This is a genomic window from Streptomyces sulfonofaciens, from assembly GCF_014656295.1.
Lineage (GTDB): Bacteria > Actinomycetota > Actinomycetes > Streptomycetales > Streptomycetaceae > Streptomyces > Streptomyces sulfonofaciens.
Genome location: NZ_BNCD01000004.1, coordinates 215,330 through 240,720, shown reverse-complemented (window position 1 = coordinate 240,720; position 25,391 = coordinate 215,330). Strand labels below are relative to the sequence as shown.

General features: G+C 72.0%; 23 protein-coding genes and 1 pseudogene. 2 read left to right on the top strand and 22 right to left on the bottom strand.

Translation table 11 applies throughout. The features are described 5' to 3' along the window. Positions 1 to 96 precede the first annotated feature (96 nt). On the top strand, positions 97 to 1,086 hold the full coding sequence (locus IE313_RS09150; RefSeq protein WP_189930470.1) for an RluA family pseudouridine synthase: 990 nt from the start codon (positions 97 to 99) through the stop codon (positions 1,084 to 1,086). Between the two features lie 52 nt (positions 1,087 to 1,138). On the opposite strand, the gene IE313_RS09145 is transcribed toward IE313_RS09150, so the two are convergent. The 17 genes and pseudogenes from IE313_RS09145 to IE313_RS09065 form a co-directional block, all read right to left on the bottom strand. Next, on the bottom strand, positions 1,139 to 2,686 hold the full coding sequence (locus tag IE313_RS09145) for a cytochrome P450 (protein WP_189930469.1): 1,548 nt from the start codon (positions 2,684 to 2,686) through the stop codon (positions 1,139 to 1,141). 140 nt (positions 2,687 to 2,826) lie between these two features. Continuing rightward, a complete protein-coding gene (locus IE313_RS09140) occupies positions 2,827 to 3,453 on the bottom strand; it encodes a GTP-binding protein (RefSeq protein WP_189930468.1) in 627 nt (208 codons plus the stop codon). After that, positions 3,434 to 3,808: a DUF742 domain-containing protein gene (locus IE313_RS09135; RefSeq protein ID WP_189930467.1), complete on the bottom strand. Its 375-nt coding sequence runs from the start codon at positions 3,806 to 3,808 to the stop codon at positions 3,434 to 3,436. Before IE313_RS09135 ends, IE313_RS09140 begins: the two co-directional genes overlap by 20 nt. Continuing rightward, a complete protein-coding gene (locus tag IE313_RS09130; RefSeq protein WP_189930466.1) occupies positions 3,805 to 4,212 on the bottom strand; it encodes a roadblock/LC7 domain-containing protein in 408 nt (135 codons plus the stop codon). Before IE313_RS09130 ends, IE313_RS09135 begins: the two co-directional genes overlap by 4 nt. Further along, entirely contained in the window at positions 4,209 to 5,951 is a 1,743-nt protein-coding gene (locus tag IE313_RS09125; protein ID WP_189930465.1) for an ATP-binding protein, read from the bottom strand. Before IE313_RS09125 ends, IE313_RS09130 begins: the two co-directional genes overlap by 4 nt. Positions 5,952 to 6,685: 734 nt before the next feature. Then, a complete protein-coding gene (locus IE313_RS09120) occupies positions 6,686 to 9,496 on the bottom strand; it encodes a DEAD/DEAH box helicase (protein WP_189930464.1) in 2,811 nt (936 codons plus the stop codon). 266 nt (positions 9,497 to 9,762) lie between these two features. Continuing rightward, entirely contained in the window at positions 9,763 to 10,653 is an 891-nt protein-coding gene (locus IE313_RS09115; protein WP_189930463.1) for a diacylglycerol kinase, read from the bottom strand. A gap of 66 nt (positions 10,654 to 10,719) precedes the next feature. Further along, entirely contained in the window at positions 10,720 to 11,670 is a 951-nt protein-coding gene (tatC, locus tag IE313_RS09110) for a twin-arginine translocase subunit TatC (protein WP_189930462.1), read from the bottom strand. A 50-nt stretch (positions 11,671 to 11,720) separates the two neighbouring features. After that, positions 11,721 to 11,999, bottom strand: a complete 279-nt coding sequence (gene tatA, locus IE313_RS09105; protein ID WP_189930461.1) for a Sec-independent protein translocase subunit TatA — start codon at positions 11,997 to 11,999, stop codon at positions 11,721 to 11,723. Positions 12,000 to 12,253: 254 nt separating this feature from the next. Further along, a complete protein-coding gene (locus IE313_RS09100; RefSeq protein ID WP_189930460.1) occupies positions 12,254 to 12,451 on the bottom strand; it encodes a hypothetical protein in 198 nt (65 codons plus the stop codon). 9 nt (positions 12,452 to 12,460) lie between these two features. Then, positions 12,461 to 12,763 (bottom strand): CpXC domain-containing protein, encoded by a 303-nt coding sequence (locus IE313_RS09095; protein WP_229924490.1) that lies wholly within the window; start codon positions 12,761 to 12,763, stop codon positions 12,461 to 12,463. A gap of 443 nt (positions 12,764 to 13,206) precedes the next feature. Further along, positions 13,207 to 14,208: pseudogene (locus IE313_RS09090) on the bottom strand (helix-turn-helix transcriptional regulator); the annotation flags it as partial. Positions 14,209 to 14,225: 17 nt separating this feature from the next. Continuing rightward, a complete protein-coding gene (locus IE313_RS09085) occupies positions 14,226 to 15,203 on the bottom strand; it encodes a helix-turn-helix transcriptional regulator (protein WP_189930459.1) in 978 nt (325 codons plus the stop codon). Positions 15,204 to 15,367: 164 nt separating this feature from the next. Then, on the bottom strand, positions 15,368 to 15,742 hold the full coding sequence (locus IE313_RS09080; protein ID WP_189930458.1) for an FKBP-type peptidyl-prolyl cis-trans isomerase: 375 nt from the start codon (positions 15,740 to 15,742) through the stop codon (positions 15,368 to 15,370). Positions 15,743 to 15,799: 57 nt separating this feature from the next. Then, positions 15,800 to 16,798 carry an FKBP-type peptidyl-prolyl cis-trans isomerase gene (locus IE313_RS09075; protein ID WP_189930457.1) on the bottom strand — a complete coding sequence of 333 codons (999 nt, stop codon included), beginning with the start codon at positions 16,796 to 16,798 and terminating at the stop codon, positions 15,800 to 15,802. A gap of 134 nt (positions 16,799 to 16,932) precedes the next feature. Further along, positions 16,933 to 18,294, bottom strand: a complete 1,362-nt coding sequence (pafA, locus tag IE313_RS09070; protein WP_189930456.1) for a Pup--protein ligase — start codon at positions 18,292 to 18,294, stop codon at positions 16,933 to 16,935. A gap of 9 nt (positions 18,295 to 18,303) precedes the next feature. After that, positions 18,304 to 19,560: an MFS transporter gene (locus IE313_RS09065; protein ID WP_189930455.1), complete on the bottom strand. Its 1,257-nt coding sequence runs from the start codon at positions 19,558 to 19,560 to the stop codon at positions 18,304 to 18,306. 222 nt (positions 19,561 to 19,782) lie between these two features. Between IE313_RS09065 and IE313_RS09060 the strand changes: the two genes are divergently transcribed. Continuing rightward, positions 19,783 to 20,871, top strand: coding sequence for a LacI family DNA-binding transcriptional regulator (locus tag IE313_RS09060; RefSeq protein WP_229924489.1), 1,089 nt, complete (start codon positions 19,783 to 19,785; stop codon positions 20,869 to 20,871). A 180-nt stretch (positions 20,872 to 21,051) separates the two neighbouring features. On the opposite strand, the gene prcA is transcribed toward IE313_RS09060, so the two are convergent. From prcA to dop, 5 genes are all read right to left on the bottom strand, one after another. Further along, positions 21,052 to 21,885 carry a proteasome subunit alpha gene (prcA, locus tag IE313_RS09055; protein ID WP_189930453.1) on the bottom strand — a complete coding sequence of 278 codons (834 nt, stop codon included), beginning with the start codon at positions 21,883 to 21,885 and terminating at the stop codon, positions 21,052 to 21,054. Between the two features lie 67 nt (positions 21,886 to 21,952). Beyond that, the gene (gene prcB / locus IE313_RS09050; RefSeq protein WP_189930452.1) at positions 21,953 to 22,798 is read right to left on the bottom strand and encodes a proteasome subunit beta; all 846 of its coding nucleotides are present in this window, start codon (positions 22,796 to 22,798) and stop codon (positions 21,953 to 21,955) included. After that, positions 22,750 to 22,926, bottom strand: a complete 177-nt coding sequence (locus tag IE313_RS35055; RefSeq protein ID WP_373316952.1) for an endonuclease domain-containing protein — start codon at positions 22,924 to 22,926, stop codon at positions 22,750 to 22,752. The genes prcB and IE313_RS35055 overlap by 49 nt, the downstream gene beginning before the upstream one ends. 387 nt (positions 22,927 to 23,313) lie before the next feature. Beyond that, positions 23,314 to 23,532: a ubiquitin-like protein Pup gene (locus tag IE313_RS09040; protein ID WP_189930451.1), complete on the bottom strand. Its 219-nt coding sequence runs from the start codon at positions 23,530 to 23,532 to the stop codon at positions 23,314 to 23,316. Positions 23,533 to 23,714: 182 nt separating this feature from the next. After that, positions 23,715 to 25,226, bottom strand: a complete 1,512-nt coding sequence (gene dop / locus IE313_RS09035) for a depupylase/deamidase Dop (protein ID WP_189930450.1) — start codon at positions 25,224 to 25,226, stop codon at positions 23,715 to 23,717. Between the last annotated feature and the right edge of the window lie 165 nt (positions 25,227 to 25,391).

Sequence of the window (25,391 nt, the reverse complement as noted above, 5' to 3'; positions counted from 1 at the left end):
GCTCCGTACGGCACGTTCGGCCCCATCCTCTCCTTCCGGGCCCGGCCGCCCGGCTCCGGGCCCGGCCCCGCGCACGGACCCGTACGCTTGATCGCGATGAGACGGAAGCGGCACACTCCTGCCCCCCTCCCCCAGCGCGACGGCATCGACCCGGTACGGGTCAGGCTGCCGGCGGACGGGGCGTGGGCCACCGTGCGCGACCACCTGGTGGAGCGGCTGGCGCCGCAGGCCGAGGTGATCGACGCGATGCTGCGCGAGGGGGCGTTCGTCGACGCCGACGGCCGGCCCGTGGCGCCGGACACGCCGTACCGGCCGGGCGGCTCGGTGTGGTTCCACCGGGAGCGGCGGCCGGAGGCGGCGGTGCCCTTCCCGCTGCTGGTGGTGTACCGCGACGAGCACATCGTCGTGGTGGACAAGCCGCACTTCCTCGCCACCACCCCGCGCGGCAGCCATGTCGCCGAGACCGCGCTGGCGCGCCTGCGCCGGGAGCTGGGCACGGCCACGCTCAGCGCGGCCCACCGCCTCGACCGGCTCACCGCGGGCCTCGTGCTGTTCACCGTGCGACCGCGGGAACGCGGCGCCTACCAGACGCTGTTCCGCGACCGGCTGGTCCACAAGGAGTACGAGGCCGTGGCCGCGTACGACCCGGGCCTCGCCCTGCCCCGCACGGTGCGCAGCCGGATCGAGAAGGAGCGCGGTGTGCTCGCCGCGCGCGAGGTGCCCGGCGAGCCCAACGCCGTCAGCCGGGTCGAGTTGCTTGAGCACCGTGCGGGGCTGGGCCGCTACCGGCTCCTGCCCCGCACGGGGCGCACCCACCAGTTGCGGGTGCACATGGACTCCCTGGGCGTGCCGATCCTGGGCGACCCGCTCTACCCGATGGTGACGGGCCCCGTGCCGGACGACGACTTCCGCCGCCCGCTGCAACTGGTCGCGCGTGTGCTTGGGTTCACCGATCCGGTGACCGGCCGGGAGCACCGGTTCACCAGCGGGCGGGAGCTGGCGGCGTGGGCGGCACCCGCGGCGTGGGCCGCGCCGGGCACCCCCTCGGGGCACGGGGCCTCCTCGGGGCACGGGGCCCCGCGCTGACGCCCGGCGGCCGTGCGCCGCGCTGACGCACGACCGCACCGGGCAGGGCCCGTCAGTCCCCGCGCCACCAGAGCAGCAGGCGCCGCCAGAGGCCGACCCGGGCCGCGGTGCCCGCCCGCGCGGGAGCCTCGGCCACCGCGACAGCCGAGTGCGCCGTCGGCGCGGACGCCGCGGCGGTGGCGGGGGCCGGGGGCCCGGCCGGTGCGGCATCCGCCGTGCCCGGGCCCGTGCCGTCGGCCGGGCCGGGCGAGGTCACCTGCCAGTCGGTGTCCCGCCGGGCCGCCGTGGCGGCGCTGGGACGGCGCATGATGTCCTGCGGCGGCTTGGGCTCGAAACGGACCGGCAGCGCGACCAGGTGCCGCGAGAGGATGGACGAGGTCCAGTCCAGTTCCTCCTCGGGCACCGCGAGCCGCACGTCCGGCAGCCGGGTCAGCAGCGCATCGACGCCGGTGTCGGCGACGGCGCGGCCGATGTCCTGCCCGGGGCACTCGTGCGGGCCGCCGCTGAACGCCAGGTGGGAGCGGTTGCCCTGCATATGGGCGCCGGGCTCGGGGCGCACCACGGGGTCGGCGTTGCCGGGCGCGATGCCGAGCATCAGCCCGTCTCCCGCCCTGATCTGCTGGCCGCCCAACTCGGTGTCCTGCTTGGCGACGTACGTCAGGATGGCGCTGAAGGGCGGCTCGTCCCAGAGCGACTGCTCCACCGCCTCCGGCACGGTCATCTGGCCGCCGTTGAGCTGGGCGCGGAAGCGCGGGTCGGTCATGACGACCCGCAGGACGTTGGCGATCAGGTTCGCGGTGGCCTCGTAGGAGGCGATGAGGACCAGCCGCAGGTGCTGGGCCACCTCGTCGTCGGTGAGGCGCGACTCGTGGGTGATCAGCGCCCCGGTGAAGTCGTCGCCGGGCTCCGAGCGGCGGCGGGCGACCAGGCGGTGGAGCGCGGCCATCACGTACTCGTTGCTCTCGATGGCGGTCTCGGTGCCCTTGATCATGTCGCGGGCGGCCTGCACCAGGCGCTCGTCGTACTCCTCCGGCATGCCGAGGATCTGGCACATCACCATCATCGGCAGGTGCTCGGCGAACTGGCTGACCAGGTCGGCGGTGCCGGCCTCGCAGAAGTCGTTGACGAGCCGCTGGCTGTAGCGGTGGATGTAGCGGCGCACACCGCGGTGGTCGATGCTCGCCATGGCGCTGGTGACCGCGCCCCGCAGCCGCTGGTGCTCGGCGCCCTCGGCGAAGGAGCACATCGGCTGCCAGGTGAAGACGGGAGCGAGCGGGTGGTCGGGGCCCGCCGTGCCGTCCTGCACGGCGCGCCACTGCCGGGTGTCGCGGGTGAAGTGCGAGGCGGTGCGGACCATGTGCAGGTTCTCGGTGTGGCCGAGGACCGCCCACACCGGTACGTCGTTGTGCAGGAGTACGGGTGCGACGGATCCGTGCTCGGTGCGCAGCTTCTCGTAGAGGCCCGCGAGGTCGCCCTGGGCCTCAGGACCGTGCAGGCGGTACAGGCCGCCGGGGCCTGTACCGCCGGCGGAGGCGTGCGCGGGGCAGCCGGGTGGCGGCGCGGCTGCGGCCGGGCCCGGGCGGGAGGGTGAGTCGGTCACGGTGGGGTCTCCGGGTGGGGAGGTCGGGGTGGGACGGGCGGGACCCGCCCGGGGCTGCCGGGCGGGACCCGCCCGGGGCTGCCGGGCGGGACCCGCACGGCGGCCCCGCGGGCGGGTGTCTTCGGCGGCCGGACGCGGCGTCAGGACCGGGTGTCGGAGGCGGTGGTCGCCAGCGAGTGCAGGAACTGCATCAGCGTCATCAGCGTGTCCCTGCTGGACGCGCGCGTCCGGGCGTCGCACTGCACTATCGGCACGTCCTGCGGCAGGTCGAGCGCGGTGCGCAGTTCCTCGACGGGGTAGCGGGGTGCGTCGGGGAACTCGTTGACGGCCACCACGAAGGGGACGCCGCGCTCCTCCAGACGGCCGATGACGTCGAAGCTGACCTGCAGACGGCGGGTGTCGATCAGCACCACCGCCCCGAGCGCGCCCTCGAACAGGCCGTTCCACAAGAACCAGAAGCGCTCCTGTCCCGGCGTACCGAAGAGGTAGAGGACGAGCTGGTCGGTGATGGTGATCCGGCCGAAGTCCATGGCGACGGTGGTGGCGGTCTTGCTCGCGGAGCCGTAGTCGTCGTCGATGCCGATGCCGGCCTTGGTCATGGTCTCTTCCGTGGTCAGCGGACGGATCTCGCTGACCGAGCCGACCATGGTCGTCTTGCCGACGCCGAAGCCGCCCACGATCACGATTTTCACGGCTGCCGCGGCCGTGTCGGGCAGCACGTCCTCGCTTCTGGGGCCCGTGATCGTGTCAGAGCTTTTGAAGTCCATGCATCACCGCTTCGAGAAGGGAACGGTCCGGGAGCGCTGAGCGGACGATCGGTGCACGCGCCAGCACGAGTTCGGCCGCCAGCAGCTCGGTCAGCAGCACGGTGACCACGCTGAACGGCAGATTGAGGTAGGCCGAGACCTCGGCCACGGACAGGGGTTTGGCGCACAGCCGCAGCACGGCGGTGTGCTCGGGACCGGCGGTGGGCGGCGGCTCGGCATGCGCCACGATCAGGGTGACCAGATCCAAAGGCGCGCGCTCACCGCCGTCCGGGCCGCCGGTGAGCACGTACAGCCGCTCCGGGTTGCCCTCCAGGCCTGCTTCCGGCGGGCGTCGCCGGCGCCTCGGAGGAGTCATCCGGCCTGCCCGTCACGCCTCGGCGGGCTGGTGAGATGGGCCCCGATGCGGGCCACGAGGTCTCGCATCCGGTTGCTGATCAGCCCTGCGTCGACGGTCTCCTCGGCGAGCACCGCGAGATAGGCGCCGGAGCCCGCCGCCATCAGGTAGAAGAAGCCGCCGCTGATCTCGATGATGACCATCCGCATCCGGCCGTCGCTGTCGGGGAACTCGGTCCCCACGGCGCTGGCCAGGCTCTGGAGTCCCGCGCAGGCGGCGGCGATCCGGTCCGCGGCGTCGGGTTCACCGCCGAAGCGGGCTATCCGCAGACCGTCGGCCGACAGGACCACGACCTGGCGGGTGCCCGGGACGGAGTCGGCGAGCTCCTTGAGCATCCAGTCGAAGTTGGCGCGCTGCTGGATCACTTGGGGTCCCCTTCGTCCACCACGTCATCGGAGTGTGTGCGGGCCGGTGGCTGCTCCGCACCGGTCGGCCTGCCGTCGCCGGCGCCCGGTCCGGCCGTTCGGCTCTCGTCGGCCGCGGGCTCATTTCCCGAGCCGTTGCCGGTCCCGGTGCCCGTGGCGGCGCTGGTCCCGGTGCCGGGGGCGCTGCCGCCGGCGGGACCCTCGACGCCGTTGACGCCGTTCATGAAGGCCTCGACCCACAGGCCCGGTTCACGCTCCGGCTGCGTGGCCGCACGCGACTGCGGCGAGGCGAACGACGAGGCCGCGGAACCGCCCGCCTGCCGTGCGGCCTCCTCGGCGCGGGCCTCGGCGATGCGCTGGCTGAGCGGTGTCTTGACCCGGCTGCGGCGCTGCGGCAGCCCCATGGCGGTCCATTCGGTGACCACCGGGGCGTCGTCCTCCAGAGGGCCGGGGCCGGTGCGCTGGGTGGGCAGCACGGGCGAGGGCACGGGTCCGGTCGGGCGGCGCTTCTTGCTGGGCACGGCCGTGACCAGTGTGCCGTCGTCACCCAGACGTGGTACGGCGGAGGCGCCGATGCCGTGCGCGAGACCGGTCGCGGGACCGGTGGTGAGCATGTCGTGGGGCGCGATCAGTACGGCGCGCACGCCGCCGTACGCGGACTGGCGCAGCGACACCTTCATGTCGTACATCCGCGACAGCCGGCCCACGACGGCCATGCCGAGCCGCGGGGTCTCGCCGAGGTCGTTGAGGTCGATGCCCGCCTGGGCGTCGGAGAGGATCCGCTCGGCACGCATGCGTGCCTCCTCGCTGAGGCTGACGCCGCCGTCCTCGATCTCGATGGCGATGCCCGTCTGCACCTCGACCGCGGTGACGTGCACCGTGGTCTGCGGGGGCGAGTAGCGGGTGGCGTTGTCGAGCAGCTCCGCACAGGCGTGGATGAGGGGCTCGACAGCGGTGCCCTTGACGGCGACCTTGACGACCGAGTGGAGCTCGATGCGCTGGTACTCAAGGATCCGGGACATCGCACCGCGCAACACGCTGAACAGCGGTACGGGCCTGGGCCACTGGCGGCCCGGGCGTGCCCCGCCCAGCACGGCGATGCTGTCGGCGAGGCGGCCGATGAGCGCCGTGCCGTGGTCGATGCGCAGCAGGTCGTCGAAGACCTCGGGATTGCGGCCGTAGTCCTCCTCCATGCCGCGCAGTTCCGCGGCCTGCTGGTGGACGATGGCCTGCACGCGGCGGGCGATGTTGACGAAGGCGCGCTGGGTGACCTCGCGCAGCGCCTCCTCCTCGTCCACCGTCTCCAGCACGGAGCGCAGCAGCGCGCGCTGGGGTTTGGTCAGGTCGCGGTAGTCGGGATCCTCGTCGACGACGGCCCGGATGACCTCGTCGGGCGACGAGCCCTGCTTCAGCCGGAAGACGGCGTCGGGGATGATCCGGCTGCCAAGGCGGACGGTCTCCTCGTCGTGGCCGGCGAGACGCCGCTCCAGGAACGCGAGGCGCTCGGTGAACTGTGCTCGTAACGCACGTGCGGCACGTCCGCGGCGGACGGCCTCGGCGGCGGCGACGAGCACCAGGACGGTGCACAGCGCCCCGCACAGGCCCACGGCGAGCCTGGCCGGTGGGGTGACGGCGACGACGGCGCCCGCGGTCGCGGCTGCCATCAGCAGCGCGGGCAGCAGCAGCACCCGTGCGTAGGGGACGTCGCGGCTACCGGGAGGTGGTTGATCACTCACCATGTATGCCCTCTGAACGGTTGACTCGGGGATGGTGTCTCAGTGGTGTGACAGTGGACAGGGGAAGGGGACTTTCACCAAACATGCGGACCTTTGGGAGAAAGCGTGGGAAAGCGCAGGAATACCCTCAACTCGGTTGCGCTGAGAGGGAGTTTAGTCTGACAGGGAGATCGCCCGTGTCATATTCCACGAGCCTCTGACAGCCCCCCGCGGGCCGGCGTAGGCTCGTCTCCACTGACACGTCGGGTGATGCCCGCGTACATGGAGTGAGTGCCTCCGGTATATCAGAACCGGCCGTGCCACCCTGCCCCCGGGGCGCTTTCACGCAGGTCCACGGGGTGGTGGGCGCGGGATACGCACGGCGCATCGAAGCAGTCCCGGCGAACCGGAGCGGGGACATGCCGCACATTCCGGGCGGCTCGGCGGCTACACCCGGTCATGGCGTGGGCCGGCAGGCCGCGTCGCACCCGCGGACAGAGGAACCGACACGGTACGGTACGGACCCGCGCAGGAAGGCGGCGGCGGACAGGAGGCGGCCGGGACGGGACGACGGCCGAGCCCGTGGAGCCGGCGGTGCGGGTGGCGGCCGCGACCGCCACCCGTGCGCGTACCCGTGCCGGTGTGCGTACTCCTGCGCGTGCCCGTGCTCATCGCCCCGCACCCCGCACCCCGTGCCCCGTGCCCCGTGCCCCGGCCCCGGCCCCGCGGGGCCCTCGGACCCGGTGGCCGCCCGGCCGTCAGCCCACGGACGAGTACGCCACCACGCCCCGCAGCAGCGCGTCGACCGCCTTGCGGGCGGCCTTCGGGACCGTGGAGCCCTCGAAGGAGGCGGCGGCCGAGATCTGGCCGAGTACGTCGATCACCTGCTTGCACCAGCGCACGAAGTCGCCCGCGGGCATCTCCACCTCGCGCAGCACCTCGTCGAGCCCCTTGCCGGAGGCCCACATGTACGCGGCCCAGGCGAACCCTAGGTCGGGCTCGCGCTGGCCGACACCCTCCGCCTGGCTGATCCGGAAGTCCTCCTCCAGGGCGTCGAGGCGGCCCCAGATGCGAACCGTCTCGCCCAGCGCCGCCTTGACCGCGCCGGACGGCAGCTTGGGCGCCAGGGAGTCGTCGCCGACCCGTGCCTCGTAGACCAGTGCCGAGACGCAGGCGGCCAGTTCCGCCGGGCCGAGGCCCTCCCACACGCCTTCGCGCAGGCACTCGCTGGCCAGCAGGTCCAGCTCGCCGTAGAGCCGGGCGAGGCGCTTGCCGTGTTCGGTAACCTCGTTGCCGCGCAGGTAGTCCAGTTCGGTCAGCAGCGCGACGATGCGGTCGAAGGTGCGGGCGATGGTGTTCGTACGCCCCTCGATGCGGCGCTCGAGCTGGTCGGTGTCGCGCAGCAGGCGGTGGTAGCGCTCGGCCCAGCGGGCGTGGTTCTCACGGTCGCTGCACCCGTGGCAGGGGTGGGCCCGCAGCTCGGTGCGGAGCCGGGCGATCTCGCGGTCGTCGGCTGCGGCGGCGCGCTGCTTGCGGTGCCGCTCGGGGACGATGTGGCCGGCCTTGGTGCGCAGCGCGGACGCCAGGTCGCGGCGGGACTGCGGGCTGCGCGGGTTGAACGACTTGGGGATGCGCATCCGCTCCAGCGCCTCCACCGGCACCGGGAAGTCCATCGACGCCAGCCGCTTGACCTGCCGCTCCGCGGTGAGCACCAGGGGGCGGGGGCCGTCGTGCTGGTCGAAGCCGCGGTGGCCGTTGGAGCGGCCCGCGGGCACACCGGGGTCGAGCACCAGGGCGAGGCCGGCGAACTTGCCGGTGGGGACGTGGATGACGTCGCCGGGCCGCAGCTTCTCCAGGGCCGTGGCCGCCGCGGCCCGCCGCTGTGCCGCACCCTGCCTGGCCAGCTCCGTCTCACGGTCCTTCAGATCGCGGCGCAGCCGCGCGTATTCCTCGAAGTCGCCGAGATGGCAGGTCATGGAGGCCTTGTAGCCTTCCAGGCCCTCCTCGTTGCGCTGCACCTGGCGGGAGATGCCGACGACCGACTTGTCGGCCTGGAACTGGGCGAAGGACGTCTCCAGCAGCTCGCGCGAGCGGTGCCGGCCGAACTGCTCGACCAGGTTGACGGCCATGTTGTAGGACGGCTTGAAGCTGGAGCGCAGCGGGTAGGTGCGGGTGCCCGCCAGCCCCGCCAGGTGCTCGGGGCTCATGGCGCGCTGCCACAGCACCACGGCGTGGCCCTCGACGTCGATCCCGCGCCGGCCGGCCCTGCCGGTGAGCTGGGTGTACTCGCCGGGGGTGATGTCGGCGTGCTGCTCGCCGTTCCACTTGACGAGCTTCTCGAGGACCACGGAGCGGGCCGGCATGTTGATGCCGAGGGCGAGGGTCTCGGTGGCGAAGACGGCCTTGACCAGGCCCCGCACGAACAGCTCCTCGACGACCTCCTTGAAGGTCGGCAGCATGCCCGCGTGGTGGGCGGCGATGCCGCGCTCCAGGCCCTCCAGCCATTCGTAGTAGCCGAGCACGTGCAGGTCTTCGGGCGGGATGGAAGCGGTGCGCTGCTCGACGATCTCGCGGACCCGGCCGCGGGCTTCTTCGTCGTTGAGCCTCAGGCCGGCGAAGAGGCACTGCTGGACGGCGGACTCGCACCCGGCCCGGCTGAAGATGAAGGTGATCGCGGGCAGCAGCCCCTCCGCGTCCAGGCGCTCGATCACCTCGGGGCGGCTCGGGGTCCACACCCGGGAGCGCTGGCGGCGCTCGCGCTCACGGTCGGCCTCGCGGAGGTTCCTGCCGCGTCTGCGCCCGGGACCGAAGGCCGGACGGGTGGCGTCGGTCCTGGCCAGCCTGGTGAGGTCGGGGTTGACGGCCTTCTTCTGGCCCTCGCCCTCCTCGAAGAGGTCGTACATGCGCCGCCCGGCCAGCACGTGCTGGAACAGCGGCACCGGGCGGTGCTCGGAGACGATCACCTCGGTGTCCCCGCGGACGGTGTCCAGCCAGTCGCCGAACTCCTCGGCGTTGGACACGGTGGCGGACAGGGAGACCAGGGTGACCGACTCCGGAAGGTGGATGATCACTTCCTCCCAGACCGCGCCGCGGAAGCGGTCCGAGAGGTAGTGCACCTCGTCCATGACGACGTAGCCGAGGCCGCGGAGGGTCTGGGAGCCCGCGTAGAGCATGTTCCGCAGCACCTCGGTGGTCATGACGACCACCGGGGCGTCGGCGTTGACGCTGTTGTCGCCGGTGAGCAGGCCGACCTGGTCGGGGCCGTACCGCTTGGCGAGGTCGGAGTACTTCTGGTTGGAGAGCGCCTTGATGGGCGTGGTGTAGAAGCACTTCTTGCCCTGCCTGAGGGCCAGGTGCACCGCGAATTCCCCGACGATCGTCTTGCCGGAGCCGGTGGGGGCGGCCACCAGTACGCCTTTGCCGGCCTCCAGGGCCTGGCATGCCTCGGTCTGGAACGGGTCCAGGCCGAAGTCGTACATCCCGCGGAAGGTGCCGAGCGCCGTGGCTTGCTCGGCGGCACGCTTACGGGCTGCCGCGTACCGCTCGGCCGGTGAGAGATCCTCAGTCATCGTACTTTCGAGCCTACCCGCCGCCTGTGACAGTGCACGATCTTTATCGGGATCGGGGCATCGCACCTGGTCAGCCGGGCGTCCTGCGCGGTCGGCCGCGGCGGCCGCGCGGCGGCCGGCGGCCGAGCGGGCGCCGGAGCGGCACCGGACGGGCACCGGGGCACGACCGGGCGGGCGCCGCCGCGCCACCGGCGGCGGGCCGCGGCGGGCACCGGAGCGGTGCGCCCGGCGGGCCGGCACGTGCGCCCGCGGGCCCGCGCGTGGACTCAGCGGACCAGCACCCGCACCGCCCGGGGTACGCACTGCGCGATCAGCGGCAGCGGGCCGAGCGGCTCGCCGTCGGCGTACCCGGTGGTGCCCGGGGCGGCCAGTTCGACCTTCGCGGCGCGGTGCACGGTGACCTTGGGGTGGTCCAGGTGCGTTCCGGCGTAGACCCGCGGGAAGACCTTGAGCAGGGTGGCACGGCTGCAGTCGCCGACGACGGTGACGTCGAAGAGCCCGTCGCCGAGGTCGGCCCCGGCACAGATCCTCATGCCTCCCCCGTACGAGGGGCCGTTGCCGACGGCGACCAGCGTGGCCTCGGTGTGCAGCGGGCTGCCGTCGTCGAGGGTGATGCGGTACGGCACGGGCCGGAACGCGGCGAGTTCCGCGATCACGGCCAGGTCGTACTTGAGGCGGCCGGTGGGCCACCTCATCCGGTTGCCCCGGTCGTTGACCCGGGAGTCGAAGCCGGAGGCGAGGACGGTGCCGAAGAAGCGGCCGGCGGCCCGGCCGAGGTCGACCTCGCGCAGGCGCGCGCCCCTGAGCGCCGCGGCGACCAGCCGGCCGGCCGCCGCCGGGTCCCGTACGGGCAGGGCCAGGGCACGGGCGAAGTCGTTGCCGGTGCCGGCGGGGATCAGGCCGAGTGGCGTGCTGGTACCGGCGACGGCCTGCAGGGCGAGATTGACCATGCCGTCGCCGCCGACGGCCACCAGGGCGCCCGTGCCGCCCCTGACGGCGCCACGGGCCCTGCGGAGCGCGTCCTCGGCGTCCAGGCCGAGGACGGTGGAGACCGTGAAGCCGGCCGTGCGCAGCGCGGAGGCGGCCGACTGCGCCGCGTGAGCGCCTCGGCCGCGGCCTGCGGCCGGGTTGACGAACAGGCTGATCTCGCTGGTCACTGCGGGTCCCCCAGGGCGGAGTCTGAGGGAGGACCCTACAAGGTGACCGGACGCGCCGCGGGCCGGTCAGGTCACGTCGTCGTAACCGTTGACCCGGTTCTCCTCGCTGGTGGCCTGCTCGGGCAGCGCGCGCGTGGCGGCCACGGACTCCACACCTCCGATGTCACCCGGGGTGAGGTCCAGGTCGGACGCCTCGTCGTCGTCGGGCCCGGCCTCCTCGATGCGGCTCTTGCGGCGGTCGTTGAAGAGGGAGAACGCGGTGGCCGCGAAGTACAGCACCCAGATCGGACCGGCCAGGGCCAGCATCGTGAGCGGGTCGGTGCTGGGCGTGGCGACGGCCGCGAAGACCGTGATGCCCATGATCATCGCCCGCCACCAGCCGAGCATCCGCCGTCCGGAGAGCACACCGGTGAGATTGAGCATCACCAGCAGCAGGGGCAGTTCGAAGGAGAGACCGAAGATCACCACCATGCGGGTGATCAGATCGATCAGCTCGTCCAACGGCAGGAGGTTGTCCAGGTCGCCGGGCGAGAAGGTGAGCAGCACCGTCGCCATCGTCGGCAGGGTCTTGTAGGCGAAGAACGCCCCGCCCAGGAAGAGCGGGACACCCGTGCCGACGAAGGCGCGGGCGTACTTCTTCTCGTGCCGGTGCAGGCCGGGTGCGACGAACGCCCAGAGCTGGTAGAGCCAGATGGGCGAGGCCGCGATGACCCCGACCATCAGCGAGACCTTCAGCGCCAGCGTGAACGGCGTCAGCAGGCCGTTCAGGACGATGCGCGCGCAGGTGCCGCTGTTCCTCTGCGAGAGGTCGTCGAAGCTGGAGTGGCACCCCACGGCGTCCAGGATCGGGTTCGTGAAGAACTCGACGATGTCCTTGTAGAAGAAGGCGGCGACGATCGTGACCACAATGATCGCCAGGACGGCCTTGGCGAGCCTGTTACGCAGCTCACGCAGATGATCCGCGAGCGGCATCCGGCCGTCGGGATCCTTCTCCTTCTTGCGGGCAGACCTGAGCAACCCACGTCCTCATCTCATGCGGCGGTGCATCGCTGACCGCTTCGGCGTCGTCAGCGCTGCGTGGTGTCCGTGGGCTCGGAGACCGGACGCGAGCTGGTCACGTCGCCGGGGGCCGCCTGGATGGTGCGCTTGGAGGAGTCGGCGGCCGGCGGGTCGGCGGGGGCGGTCGGCGTCGCGCCGTCCGACTTCATCGCCTTCGCCTCGCTCTTGAGGATGCGTGCGGACTTGCCGAGGGAACGGGCCATGTCCGGAAGCTTCTTCGCACCGAACAGCAGGACGATGACGACGAGGATGAGAATGATCTCGGGGGCGCCGAGCCTTCCGAACATGGTCTCTACCTTCTCACCGAGGCGGCGTGGGACGGGATTACGGCTCGATCGGCCGAACGGATCCGGCCACCGTGCTCTCAGGGATCGTAACCCTCAGGGGTAAACACGGAGCAATCCCCGAGCGTACTCCCGGCGCGGCCCGCGCCTCGTCCTCGGGCCACGGTCAGCAGCGTACCCGCACGGCCTGGCCCTTCGACAGGCCATGCGGCCCAGTGGCTCGGCAGCGGCAGCGGGCCGGGCCGGGCACGGCGGGCTCAGCGAAGCTGCGCGCCCGTCCTGGCGGCCGCCGCCGTGGCCTCCTCCAGGTCCTTCGCGGCGTGGTTGATCCGCCGTGCGGACTCCGCCACCTGCCGGCCGAGCCGCTCGGCCGCCACGTAGACCCGTACGGCCAGGACACCGAGCACGGCCAGGCCGAGGAAGCCGGCGGCCACCGCGAGCATCGCCCAGGACATCGGCACCGCCTACGACCTGCGCGGGGTGTGCAGCCGCAGGGTGCGCACCCCGCCTTTGGTGAGCAGCTCGACGATGCGCTCGCCGGCGGGCTTGCGCACCGCGGCACCGCACTCCGGGCAGGTGAAGGAGTAGAAGGTGGTCTTGCGGGTGGCTCCGATGGCCAGCCGCAGCGCGTGGGCGTGCAGCTCCAGTCTGGCCCGGCAGTCGGGGCAGGCGGCCTTGTACAGCACCGGGCCCACACGGTCGAACCCGGGGCCGCCCTGCGGCGGCTGGGAAGCGTCGTGGGTCCGGGCGTCTTCCGTCCCTGACATGACCGACGTGCTCAAAGCTTCTGCTCCTGCCTGTGGTGGGGGGAGGTGTGGGGGGCCTGGGTGTGTCCGGCGGCGGGCCGGGAGGGGGCGGGCGCAGCGGCCCGCGCGGGCTTCGGCGGTGCCGACCCGCCCGGATCCAGGGGCTGTTCGCGGGGGCGGGACGGCTCGGGGGCACCGGACTGCGGGGGTGTCCCACGGCGCACGGGAGCCACCGGTCCGCCGGACGGCGCTGCCGGGGCGCCGCCCGGCACGGGACCGTTCGGAACGGGGCCGTTCAGCGCGGAGGCGGCGGCCGGCTCGGGGCCGTTCGGGGGGAGAGCGGCCTGTGGCACGGGGCCGTTCAGCACGGGGCCTGCGTCCGGGGCCGGGCCCCGGTGCGGCGCGGGGTCCTCGCAGGGCGGCGGGGTTCCGTACGGCGTGGACCGGTCGTGCGGCGCCGGGGCGTCGTAGGCCGCGAGTGCCGCTGCCGCGGCCTGCCGGGCGCTCGTGACGAGTTCGCGCGGCGCGACGATGCGGCCGTCGCGGCCGAGCCGAAGGGCGAGCCTGCGCAGCGAGGCGGGGTCGGGGGTGCGCAGCGTGATCCGCAGACCGCCGTCGGGCAGTTCCTCCGCGCTGTCGTGCGGGTAGTACTCGGCGACCCAGCGGCCGCCGGGGCCGACCTCGACCACCACTTCGGGGTCCTCGGCGGCCGGCTGCACCAGGCCCTCGGACAGGTCGCGCAGCTCGATCTCGGGCGGGGCGGACGGCTCGTCGAGGACCTTGATCTCCGCGACCCGGTCGAGGCGGAAGGTGCGGCGGGCCTCGGAGCGGCGGCACCAGGCCTCGACGTAGGTGTGCCCGACGCTCACCAGCCTTATCGGGTCGATCTCGCGCTCGGTGACCTCGTCGCGGGCCGGGGAGTAGTAGCGGATCCAGAGCCTGCGCCGCTCGGAGATGGCGCGGTCGACGTCGGCGAAGACGCCGCCCTCGGACTCGAAGGTGACCGAGAGCCGGGAGCTGGCGCCGGCGGCCTCGCCCGCGGCCGTCTCCAGCTTGGCGGTGGCGCGCAGCAGGGCCCTGCGGTCGCTCTCCCGCAGCCCCGGCAGGGTCGCCACGGCGCGGGCCGCGACCAGCAGGGCTGTGGCCTCGTCGGCGGCGATCCTGAGCGGCTCGGCGGCTTCCGCGGCCAGTGCGCCGGGATTGCGCCACCAGATGTGGTCGCCGTCGGTGTCGATGTCGAGGAGGTCACCGCCGCGGAAGCTGGTGCCGCACATCGGGAGCACGTCGAGGTCGGAGATGAGCTCGTCCTCGGTGATGCCGAAGGCCCGTGCGACGTCGCTGACGCGGGCGCCGGGGCGTTCGCGCAGATAGGTCACCAGGGAGAGCATCCGGCGGGTCTGGTCGATGGCGTTCGGCGGCCGGGCCGGCCGCTGGGGCCTGCCGGGACGCGGGGGTGTGGCTTCCATGGTCCTTGCTCTCCCCCTCAGCCCTCGGCCACGGCGCGTAGCCGGTCCACGACGTCGGCACGCAGCTCGGCCGGCTCGAGCACCACCACGTCGGGGCCGAACTCGACCAGCCAGGCGTCGAGCCCGTGCCCGTACGGAATCTCCAACTCGTCCCACCCGTCGCCGAGTTCCCGTACGGAGCCGGCCTTGGCACGCAGCGGGTAGCCGGCGCCGGAGCGGAGCCTGATACGGGCGCGCCGGTCGGCGGACTCGCCGGCCCAGCTCGCCACGGTCTCACGGACGGTGACCACGTCGGGCACCTCGGCGGTGAACCGGCCGCCGCGGCTCCTGACCCGGCCGGTGATCCTGGACAACCGGAACACCCGCTCGGCGCGGCGGTCGCGGTCCCAGCCGGCGAGGTACCAGTGGCCGCGCCAGCACTCCAGCGCCCAGGGCTCCACGGTGCGCAGCTCGGGACGGGCGGCGGTGGCCTTGCGGTAGTCGAAGGTGACCGCGCGGCGGTCCCGGCAGGCCAGCATCAGCGGCTCGAAGGCGGCTTCATGGGCGGGGATGCGCGGTTCGAGCGCGCCGTGCGTCTCGTAGGGGTCGACGTCCTCGGGCAGCCCGGCGGCGCGCAGCTTCTGCAGGGCGCCGCTGGCCGCTCCGGCGAGCCTGGCCTGCTGCCACACCTTGGCGGCCAGGCCGAGGGCGGCGGCCTCCTCGGCGTCCAGGGCGACGGGCGGCAGGCGGTTGCTGTCGCGGCGGGCCTGGTAACCGACCTCGCCGTCGATGTTCTCCACGGTGTCGATGACGAGGCCGAGCTCGCGCAGGTCGTCCTTGTCGCGTTCGAACATCCGGTTGAACGAGTCGTCGGAAGCGGACGCGCCGCCGGCCGCGGCAGCGGCCTCCACGTACGCCTCGATCGAGTCGCGAAGCTCGCGCTTGCTGAGCGGGCGGCGCGTACCGAGCAGGCACAGCGCCAGGTTCATCAGCCGCTCGGCCTTGGCAATGGCCATCGCCGCCCCCAACGTCCTCTCACTAGGCCTTCCGCCCGCTGACCGTACCGCTCCCGGGCGGCAGGGCAAAAGCGAGGACCCATGTCCGAGGACATGGGTCCCGTGGCCGGCCGGACACGGTCCGCATCCGGCCGGCCGTATCAGATCACATCAGGACGGACCTCTCAGACCGCCACCAGGTCGCAGACGAAGATCAGCGTCTCGCCGGGGGCGATCCGGCCGCCGCCCGCACCGCGGTCCCCGTAGGCCAGGTGGGCCGGGATGGTGAGCTGGCGGCGACCGCCGACCTTCATGCCCTGCACGCCCCGGTCCCAGCCGGTGATCACCTGGCCGACGCCCAACTGGAACTGGAGCGGCGTGCCGCGGTTCCAGCTCGCGTCGAACTCCTCACCGGTGGAGAAGGCCACGCCCACGTAGTGGACCGAGACGGTGTCGCCGGCCTTGGCGACCGGGCCGTCCCCCTCCCAGATGTCCTTGATCTCCAGATCCGCCGGGGGCTCTCCGCCCGGGAAGTCGATCTCGGGCTTGTCGATGCTCACGTCACGTGCTCCTGCTCAGTACGGTTGGGCAACCGGGACAGTCTCGCATCCGCGGCCTCACATCGCCGCAAGGATGTCCACCACGAACACCAGCGTCGAGTTCGCGGGCAGGTCCGGGCCCTTGTCCTGGTCCTTGTACGCAAGCTGCGGCGGGATCACCAGCAGCACCCGGCTGCCGACCTTCTTGCCCACCAGGCCCTTGTCCCAGCCCTCGATGACCTGCTTCTCGCCGATCACGGTGGAGAACGGCGTGCCCACGTTGTACGACGAGTCGAAGAGCTTGGCCTCGGCCTTGCCCTCGTTCGGCTTCCACGCCGCCCCGCTGTACTGCATGTACACCGTCTGGCCGTTCTTGACCTCGTCGCCCTTGCCCTCGATGAGCACCCGGTCGACGAGGTCCTTCGGCGGGTTCTTCTTCGGCACCGAGATCACGGCGGGCGCCGGCTTGTCGGCGTTGATCTTCGGCAGGTCCGACGGGATCGGGGCCTGCTTGCCCTGCGCCGTCTGCGGGATGATCCGGTCGATGTCCAGCACCAGCACGATGGTGTCGGTGCCCTTGACGCCCAACTGCTGGTTGCCCTGCTTGCCGAACGCGGCGTCGGGCGGCGCCACGACCAGCACCCGGCCGCCCACCTTCTGACCCATCACCGCCTGCGAGAACGCCGCGATGATGGTCTTCTTGCCCGCCGGGATGACCTGCGGCGCCCCGCCCTGCTGGTATGAGCTGCCCAGGTCCCTGCCGCCCTGCCACACCTTGCCGGTGTAGTGGGAGACGACCAGGTCCTCCTTCTTCACCACCGGGCCGTCGCCGTCCTTCAGCGAGTGCACGACGAACTTTCCGCTCGGGGTGCTCTTGGGAATGGTGATGTCGGCCTTCCGGCCGCGCTCTCCGGCGACCTTCGGCATCGGGGACGCGGTGTCCACCGGCTTGAGGTTCACCGCCTGCGCCGACTTGCTGGGCGTGGGAGACGCGTCCTTCTTGCCCGAGTCCCCACCTCCGCAGGCGGTCAGTGCCAGGGCCGGCACGATGAGCAAGGCAGCAAGTCGGCGTCGCACGTCGGTGTCCTCGGGGTAGTGGGGGTGTTCCGGCGGCTCACTCTACGGCCGCCGCCCTCACCTCCTGAAGCACGGCATGCACAAGGGCTCCGCAGCTTCCACATACGGAGCCCTTTATGCTGGTGTGACGGCTCTCACATTCCCGCGATGAGCTTCTCCACCCGGTCGTCCACGCTGCGGAACGGGTCCTTGCACAGGACCGTCCGCTGCGCCTGGTCGTTCAGCTTCAGGTGCACCCAGTCGACCGTGAAGTCCCGGCGCTGCTCCTGAGCACGCCGGATGAAGTCGCCGCGCAGCCGCGCACGCGTCGTCTGCGGCGGCACCGACTTGCCCTCGAAGATCTTCAGGTCATTGCAGATCCGCGCCGCCTGGCCCTTGCGCTCCAGCAGGTAGTACAGACCACGACGCCGGTGGATGTCGTGGTAGGCGAGGTCTATCTGCGCGACCCGCGGGTGCGACATGGTCATGTTGTTCTTGCTGCGGTACCGCTCGATGAGCTTGTACTTCATCACCCAGTCGATCTCGGTGCCGATGCGGTCGAGGTCCTCCTGCTCGATCGCCTCCAGCGCCCGGCCCCACAGCTCCAGCACCCGCTCGACCGTGCCCTTGCGGATGCCGCGCCGGTCGCAGAAGTCCAGCGCCTTCTCGAAGTACTCCCGCTGCACCTCCAGCGCCGAAGCCTCCCGGCCGCTCGCCAGACGCACCTTGCGCCGGCCGGTGGTGTCGTGGCTGACCTCGCGGATCGCCCGGATCGGGTTCTCCAGGGTCAGGTCGCGCATCACGGTCCCGGCCTCGATCATCCGCAGCACCAGGTCGGTCGCCCCGACCTTGAGCAGCATCGTCGTCTCCGACATGTTCGAGTCGCCGACGATCACGTGCAGCCTGCGGTAACGCTCCGCATCCGCATGCGGCTCGTCGCGGGTGTTGATGATCGGCCTCGAACGCGTCGTGGCCGAGCTGACACCCTCCCAGATGTGCTCGGCACGCTGACTGACGCAGTACACCGCACCACGCGGCGTCTGCAACACCTTCCCCGCGCCGCACAGCAACTGCCGCGTGACCAGGAACGGGATCAGGATGTCCGCCAGGCGCGAGAACTCGCCGTGGCGGGCCACCAGGTAGTTCTCGTGGCAGCCGTAGGAGTTCCCCGCGGAGTCGGTGTTGTTCTTGAAGAGGTACACATCACCCGCGATGCCCTCCTCGTGCAGCCGACGCTCGGCATCCACCAGCAGGCCTTCCAGGATGCGCTCGCCCGCCTTGTCGTGCGTGACCAGCTCCGTGACGCTGTCGCACTCCGGCGTGGCGTACTCCGGGTGCGAGCCCACGTCGAGGTAGAGACGGGCGCCGTTCCGCAGGAAGACGTTGCTGCTGCGGCCCCATGACACAACACGGCGGAAGAGGTACCGCGCCACCTCGTCGGGAGACAGGCGCCGCTGTCCCCGGAACGTACACGTGACGCCGTACTCGTTCTCCAGCCCGAAAATGCGGCGGTCCATGACTGAACATTACGCCCGACCGCGCTCACTGAAACCGGCTTCGGGCACACCATTCCGATCATTTTCCGCCGCCACCCCCTCCCCCACCACACGCCCGGTAGCTGCGAGGACCGGCCTCGTGGCCAGCAGAACGAGGAACGCGACCGCCCCCGCACACCCGGGCACCGCAAACCCCCAGACGGTCCCACCCCACTCCACCACCGGCCCCGTCACCGCGGTGCCCACCGAACTGCCCACCGTGAACGTCGTCACCAGCCACGCGAACGCCTCCGTCACCGTCCCCCGCGGCGCATGGCGGTCGACGACCACGAACGCGCACGCGATCGACGGCGCCAGGAACACCCCCGCAACCACCGACAGCAACGTCATCGCCACCGCCCCCGGCATCAGCAGCAACGGCACGTACCCCACCGTGAGCAGCGCCACGAGCACCGCCAACCGGCGCTCCGCCGCACCCGCCCACTGCCGCGCCCCGTAGCCCAGGCCACCGAACAGCGCCCCGAACCCCAGTGCCGCCATCAGCCAGCCGTAGACCACGTCGCCGCCGTGCCCGTCCGCATACGACACGCCGGCCACCGTGATCGCCCCCATCGCCAGGCCCACGAAGAGGAAGGCACCGAGCAGCGCCAGCAGCCCGGGGGCGCGCAGCGCACCCAGCCAGTGCGCCACCCGCGGCTCCGAACGCCACGCTCGCGACGGCGCCGACACCACCACCGACAGCGCTCCGAGCACACCGATGACGTTGACGACCACCACCGCGGCCCGCGCCGACCACAGCGCCACGATCAGACTCACCAGCAGCGGCCCGATCGTGAACATCACCTCCTGGGCCACGGCGTCCATCGCATAGGCCGCGGGCACCCGGTCCACCCTCAGCACCGTCGGCCACAAGGCCCGCAGGCCGCTCTCCAGCGGCGGCACGAACAGCCCGCCGACCCCCACCGCCGCATAGGCCAGCGCCGGCGTGTCCGTCCCCGCCACCGCGAAGACGGTCATGCCCAGCGCCGACACCACCGCGGCCGACAACTGCACCCGGGGCTGCCCCCGCAGGTCCACCAGTCGCCCGAGCACCGGCTGCCCCACCGCGTTCGCCACGCCGTACACCGCCGCCAGGGCGCCCGCCAGGCTGTACGAACCGCCTTCGGCACGCACCAGCAGCAGCACCGCGATCGGAGCCGTCGCGTTCGGCAGCCGGCCCACCAGCGTTCCCGCCAGCAGCCGGAACGCGTACCGCGTCCTCAGTATCTCCCCGTATCCGCCCGCCATACCTCAGCCCGCACCTCTCCGCGCACCCCGGCGACCCCGCGCGCCCCGGCCGTCACATCCCAGGACCCGCACGGCACCACCACGGCACGCACCCTCTAGTTTTACGTATAACGTCTCGCGCTCATACGTACCATGTCCGCGGACCGCGGTCCACCACCGCACTTCGGCCCAGCCCCGCAGCCAGGCACCCGGCGAGGGCCCGGCAACAGGAAGGCCACACCGGTGACCACCGGACAACCAGCCGACAGGCGCCCCCGCGGCGACCAGGCGCCCACCAGCCGCGATGTCGCACGCGCCGCCGGGGTCTCCCAGGCCGCCGTCTCCCTCGTGCTCAGCGGCAAGGCCCACGGCCGCGTCTCGCAGGCCACCGCGGAACGCGTCCGCACCGCCGCCCGCGACCTCGGCTACCGCCCCAACCTGGCGGCCCGCAGCCTGCGGCTCGGCAGCACCAGGACCGCCCTGCTCGTCGTCCCCGCCCTCACCAACGAGTTCTTCGCGCGCGTGCACACCGGTACCGCACAGGTCGCCGACCGCCACGGCTTCGGCATCGTCCTGCACACCAGCCCCCAGGCCACCGCGCCCGCCCGGCGCTCGCCCGCCGCGGCGCCCGTTCAGACCCCGCCGATCAGCGACCCCTTCGCCTCCGCGTCCGCGGCCCTGGACGGCGTCATCGCCTCGTCCATGGCCGCCCACGCCCTCACCGCCATCCGCGGCGACCGGCTCCCCCTCGTCATGCTCGACAGCGACCCCGCCGACAGCCCCGGCGCCGCCACCGTCAACCCCGACATCGCCGACGGCATGCGCCAGGTGACCCGCCATCTGCTCAGCCTCGGCCACCGCCGCTTCCTGCACCTGGCCGCCGCCGTCGACGCCTGGACCTTCCACAGCCGCGCCACCGCACTCGCCACCGCCCTGCACGGCACCGGCGCCACCGTCGACCGCATCCAGGCCCCCCTCACCACCGACGCCGCCCGCGCCGCCGTGCACGCCGCCCTCACCGCGCCGGGCCGCCCCCGCCCCACCGCCCTCGTCTGCGACGACGACACCATGGCCGCCGGCGCCTGCAAGGCCGCCCGCCGCCTGGGGCTCCGCATCCCCCAGGACATCTCCGTCACCGGTTTCGACGACGTCACCCTCGCCACCGCGATCGAACCCGAGCTCACGACCGTCCGCCTGCCCGCGGAGGCCGTCGGGGAGCACGGCATGACCGCCCTCCTCGCCCTCCTGGAGGGCCACCGCCCCGCCCCCGACACCCTCCCCGTCCATCTCGTCGTACGCGGCTCCACCGGCCCTCCCCCGGCTGGAGCGTGAGCGCCTGCGGGGAAGGGCACCGGCGGCCGGGTCGCGCACGCGGCGGGAGCCGGGGGAAGCGCCGCCGAAGGCCCGGGGCGCTGCCACCTGCCCCGCCCCGGACATGACGGTGCCCGGCCACCCCTGGTGGCCGGGCACCGATCACAAGCGGTGTCAGGGAGTGCTCAGCACCCCCGGGGCTCACGCCCCCGGGTCGTCCGGGCCCGAGGCGCCCTCGTCCTTCGACCCGCCGGACCCCGGGGCGTCCGGTCCGTCAGAGGACGCCTCGGAACCCGCGCCCTGCGGGCCCTCGCCGGCCGGCTCCTGCGAGGCGCCCTCCGCCTCCAGGAGGCGCGCGAGCTGCTGCCCGACGATCCGCTTGAACTTCCGCTGCTGCGGCCGTGTGCGATCCAGCACGGCCACTTCGAGACGCTCCGCGGGAATCTCCCGCTCGCTGCCGTTCGTATCCCGCGACAGCGCCTGCACGGCCAGCTTCAGCGCCTGCGCCAGCGTCATCCCGTCCCGGTGCCGCTGGTCCAGGTAGCCGCTGATCTGCTCGGCGTTGCCGCCGACCGCCACCGACCCGTGCTCGTCCACGATCGAGCCGTCGTGCGGCAACCGGTAGATCTGGTCGCCCTCCGGGGTCTCCCCCACCTCGGCGACCACCAGCTCCACCTCGTACGGCTTCTCCGCCGCGCTCGAGAAGATGGTGCCGAGCGTCTGCGCGTACACGTTCGCAAGACCGCGGGCCGTCACGTCGTCCCGGTCGTAGGTGTAGCCGCGCAGGTCCGCGTACCGGACACCGCCGATGCGCAGGTTCTCGTACTCGTTGTACTTGCCGGCCGCCGCGAAACCGATGCGGTCGTAGATCTCGCTGAACTTGTGCAGCGCACGGGACGGGTTCTCGCCGACGAACACGATGCCGTCGGCGTACTGCAGGACGACCAGGCTGCGGCCCCGGGCAATGCCCTTGCGCGCGTACTCCGCCCGGTCGGCCATGGCCTGCTGGGGTGAGACATAGAACGGCGTCGACACCGGCTGTCCGTCCCTTTCTGTCAGAGGTTAAGTCTACCGAGGCTCTCGCTGACCAGCGACAACCCGATCAGAGCAGCGCAGCCCGAGGACCGTCGGGCTGCTCAAGGCGCCGCTCCAGCACCGAGCGGGCGATCTCGGAGGACTCCGCCTCCGACAGCCTGCGGAAGCCGTCCTCACCGATCACGGCGATCAGCGGGAAGATCCGCCGCGCCATGTCCGGACCGCCCGTCGCCGAGTCGTCGTCCGCCGCGTCGTACAACGCCTGCACCACCAGCGTCGTCACCTGCTCCTCGGTCAGGTCGTCGCGGTAGAGCTTCTTCATCGCCCCCCGCGCATAGACCGAACCGGAACCCGTCGCGGCGAACCCGTGCTCCTCCGAGCGGCCGCCCGTCACGTCGTAGGTGAAGATGCGGCCCTTCCCGCGGTCCACGTCCCAACCCGCGAAGATCGGGACCACCGCCAGGCCCTGCATCGCCATCGACAGATTCGACCTGATCATCGTGGAGAGCCGGTTCGCCTTGCCCTCCAGCGACAGTGTGGTGCCCTCCACCTTCTCGAAGTGCTCCAGCTCGAGCTGGAACAGCTTCACCATCTCGATCCCGAGGCCGGCGACGCCGGCCATCGCCACGGCCGAGTACTCGTCCGCGGGGAAGACCTTCTCCACATCGCGCTGCGCGATGACGTTGCCCATCGTGGCCCGCCGGTCACCGGCGAGCACCACGCCGCCCGGATAGGTGACCCCCACGATCGTCGTGCCGTGCGGCACCTCCAGCGCACCCTGCACCACGGGCAGCGCGCGGTTCGCCGGGAGCATCTCCGGCTGGTGCGCGGACAGGAAGTCCATGAAGGACGAGGACCCAGGTGTCAGGAAGGCAGCTGGTAGACGCCCGGTACTACGACTGTTGGCTTCCACGACTTTCCTTCCGAGTAGACGGCAGCCCGACGAACAGTGTCGGGATCATCTCCCAACTTGCCGATGGCCGAATTGCAGTTGAAGCACAGTACGCCACGGACCCTACCCGTGTTGTGGCGGTGATCCACATGCGCCGCGGGAGCAAGGGCGAGATCACACGCAACCCCCGCGGGAGGCGGCCGGACCGGGGCGCCGCCGGGCCGCCGGAGGCGGTCGCGGTGCGGCACCCCTGCGGCACTCCTCGCTGTACGCCCCGGCCGCACACCCGGGCACCCGGGCACCCGGGCACGGCCACCGGGGGACACCGCACGCGGCAGAACGCGCGCCCCACGGACGCGGGCGTCTCGGGGCGCACGTTCCGTCCTCGGTCGGCCGGCGCTTCCTGTGGTGCCCCGCCGGGCGAACCCCGCGGTGCGCCCGGGGGCCGGCCTCAGCTCGCCCGCTGCGTGCGGACGGCTCTGCCTGCAGGTTCCTCCGGCCCCGGGAACACCACGATTCCCCGTTCACGGATGTGGTTACTGTCCGCCCTTCTGGACGAAAGACCTCACGAAGTCCTCGGCGTTGTCCTCCAGGACATCGTCGATCTCGTCCAGCACGGAGTCGACGTCATCGCTCAGCTTCTCCTGGCGTTCCTTGAGGTCGTCCGACGCCTGCGCGTCCTGCGTCTGCTCGTCCACCTCGTCGGTGTTGCGTGTGGCCTTCTGCTGTCCGCCGCCGGTGTCCTTCGTTGCCATGACCCTCACCCCGCTCGGTTCGAGACTTCGACATGTCGACCGTAACCAGTCGTACAAGATCAGACCCTACAAGCAGGGTCCGACATCGGCCCTGCAGTTACTGCAAGTCCGGGAACCACCTGCATGATTCCCTGGTGGTGGCTTCTTCAGCCCTGGCCCGGCGGGCCGGGGCGGTGGCTCCGTCAGCCGCCCGACAGGACCCTGACCAGGTCCTCCGCCGTACGGCAGCGGTCCAGCAGCTCCTTGACGTGGTTCCGCGTGCCGCGCAGGGGCTCCAGGGTGGGTACCCGCTGGAGTGAGTCCCGACCGGGCAGGTCGAAGATCACGGAGTCCCAGGAGGCGGCGGCGACGTCGTCCGCGTACTGGTCCAGGCAGCGGCCCCGGAAGTAGGCCCTGGTGTCCTCCGGCGGCTGGGTGCGGGCCCGGGTCACCTCGGTCTCGTCCAGCAGGCGCTTCATCTTGCCGCGGGCCTCCAGCCGGTTGTAGAGGCCCTTGTCGGGCCGTACGTCGGCGTACTGGAGGTCGACCAGGTGCAGCCGTGCGGAGTCCCAGTCGAGGCTGTCGCGGCGCCGGTAGCCCTCCATCAGCTCGCGCTTGGCCACCCAGTCGAGCTCTCCCGCGAGGCTCATGGGGTCGCGCTCCAGACGGCCGAGGACGTCCTCCCATCGGGTGAGGATGTCCCTGGTCTGGTCGTCGGCGTCGCCTCCGTAGCGTTCCTCGACGTATTTGCGTGCCAGCTCGTAGTACTCCATCTGGAGCTGTACCGCGGTGAGCGTACGGCCGCTGCGGAGGGTGACGAGGCGCTGCAGCGTGGGGTCGTGGGAGACGTCGTGGAGGGTGCGCACGGGCTGGTCGACGGCGAGGTCGACGGCGATGAAGCCGTCCTCGATCATGGAGAGGACCAGGGCGGTGGTGCCGAGCTTGAGGTAGGTGCTGATCTCGGAGAGGTTGGCGTCGCCGATGATGACGTGGAGGCGGCGGTACTTCTCCGCGTCGGCGTGGGGCTCGTCGCGGGTGTTGATGATGGGGCGCTTGAGGGTGGTTTCGAGACCTACCTCGACCTCGAAGTAGTCGGCGCGCTGGCTGAGCTGGAAACCGTGCTCGTGGCCGTCCTGGCCGACGCCGACGCGGCCGGCCCCCGTGACGACCTGGCGGGAGACGAAGAAGGGCGTGAGGTGGCGCACGATGTCGGAGAAGGGGGTTTCCCGCTTCATCAGGTAGTTCTCGTGCGTGCCGTAGGACGCGCCCTTGTTGTCGGTGTTGTTCTTGTACAGGTGGATGGGCTGGGCGCCGGGTAGCTGGGCGGCCCGTTCGGCGGCCTCGGCCATGATGCGCTCGCCCGCCTTGTCCCAGAGGACGGCGTCGCGCGGGTTGGTCACCTCGGGGGCGCTGTACTCGGGGTGTGCGTGGTCGACGTACAGGCGTGCCCCGTTGGTGAGGATGACGTTGGCCAGGCCGATGTCCTCGTCGGTGAGCTGGCTGGCGTCGGCGGCCTCGCGGGCGAGGTCGAAACCGCGTGCGTCCCGTAGGGGGTTCTCCTCCTCGAAGTCCCAGCGGGCACGGCGGGCCCGTTGCATCGCGGCCGCGTAGGCGTTGACGATCTGGGACGAGGTGAGCATGGCATTGGCATTGGGGTGGCCGGGGACGGAGATGCCGTACTCCGTCTCGATGCCCATTACTCGCCGTACGGTCATGCGGCCCTCCTTGCCAGGCGGCGGCGCCCCCGGGCGGGGACGGCGCTCGTGTACCGCGGGTTGCGCGGGTGTGCGGTGCGCTTCCCCGCACTGCGCGACTCGGCGGTACGAGAGAGCCTAGAACGCCTTTGCGCTGGTGGGGCGATCATTTCGGTCATTGGGTCG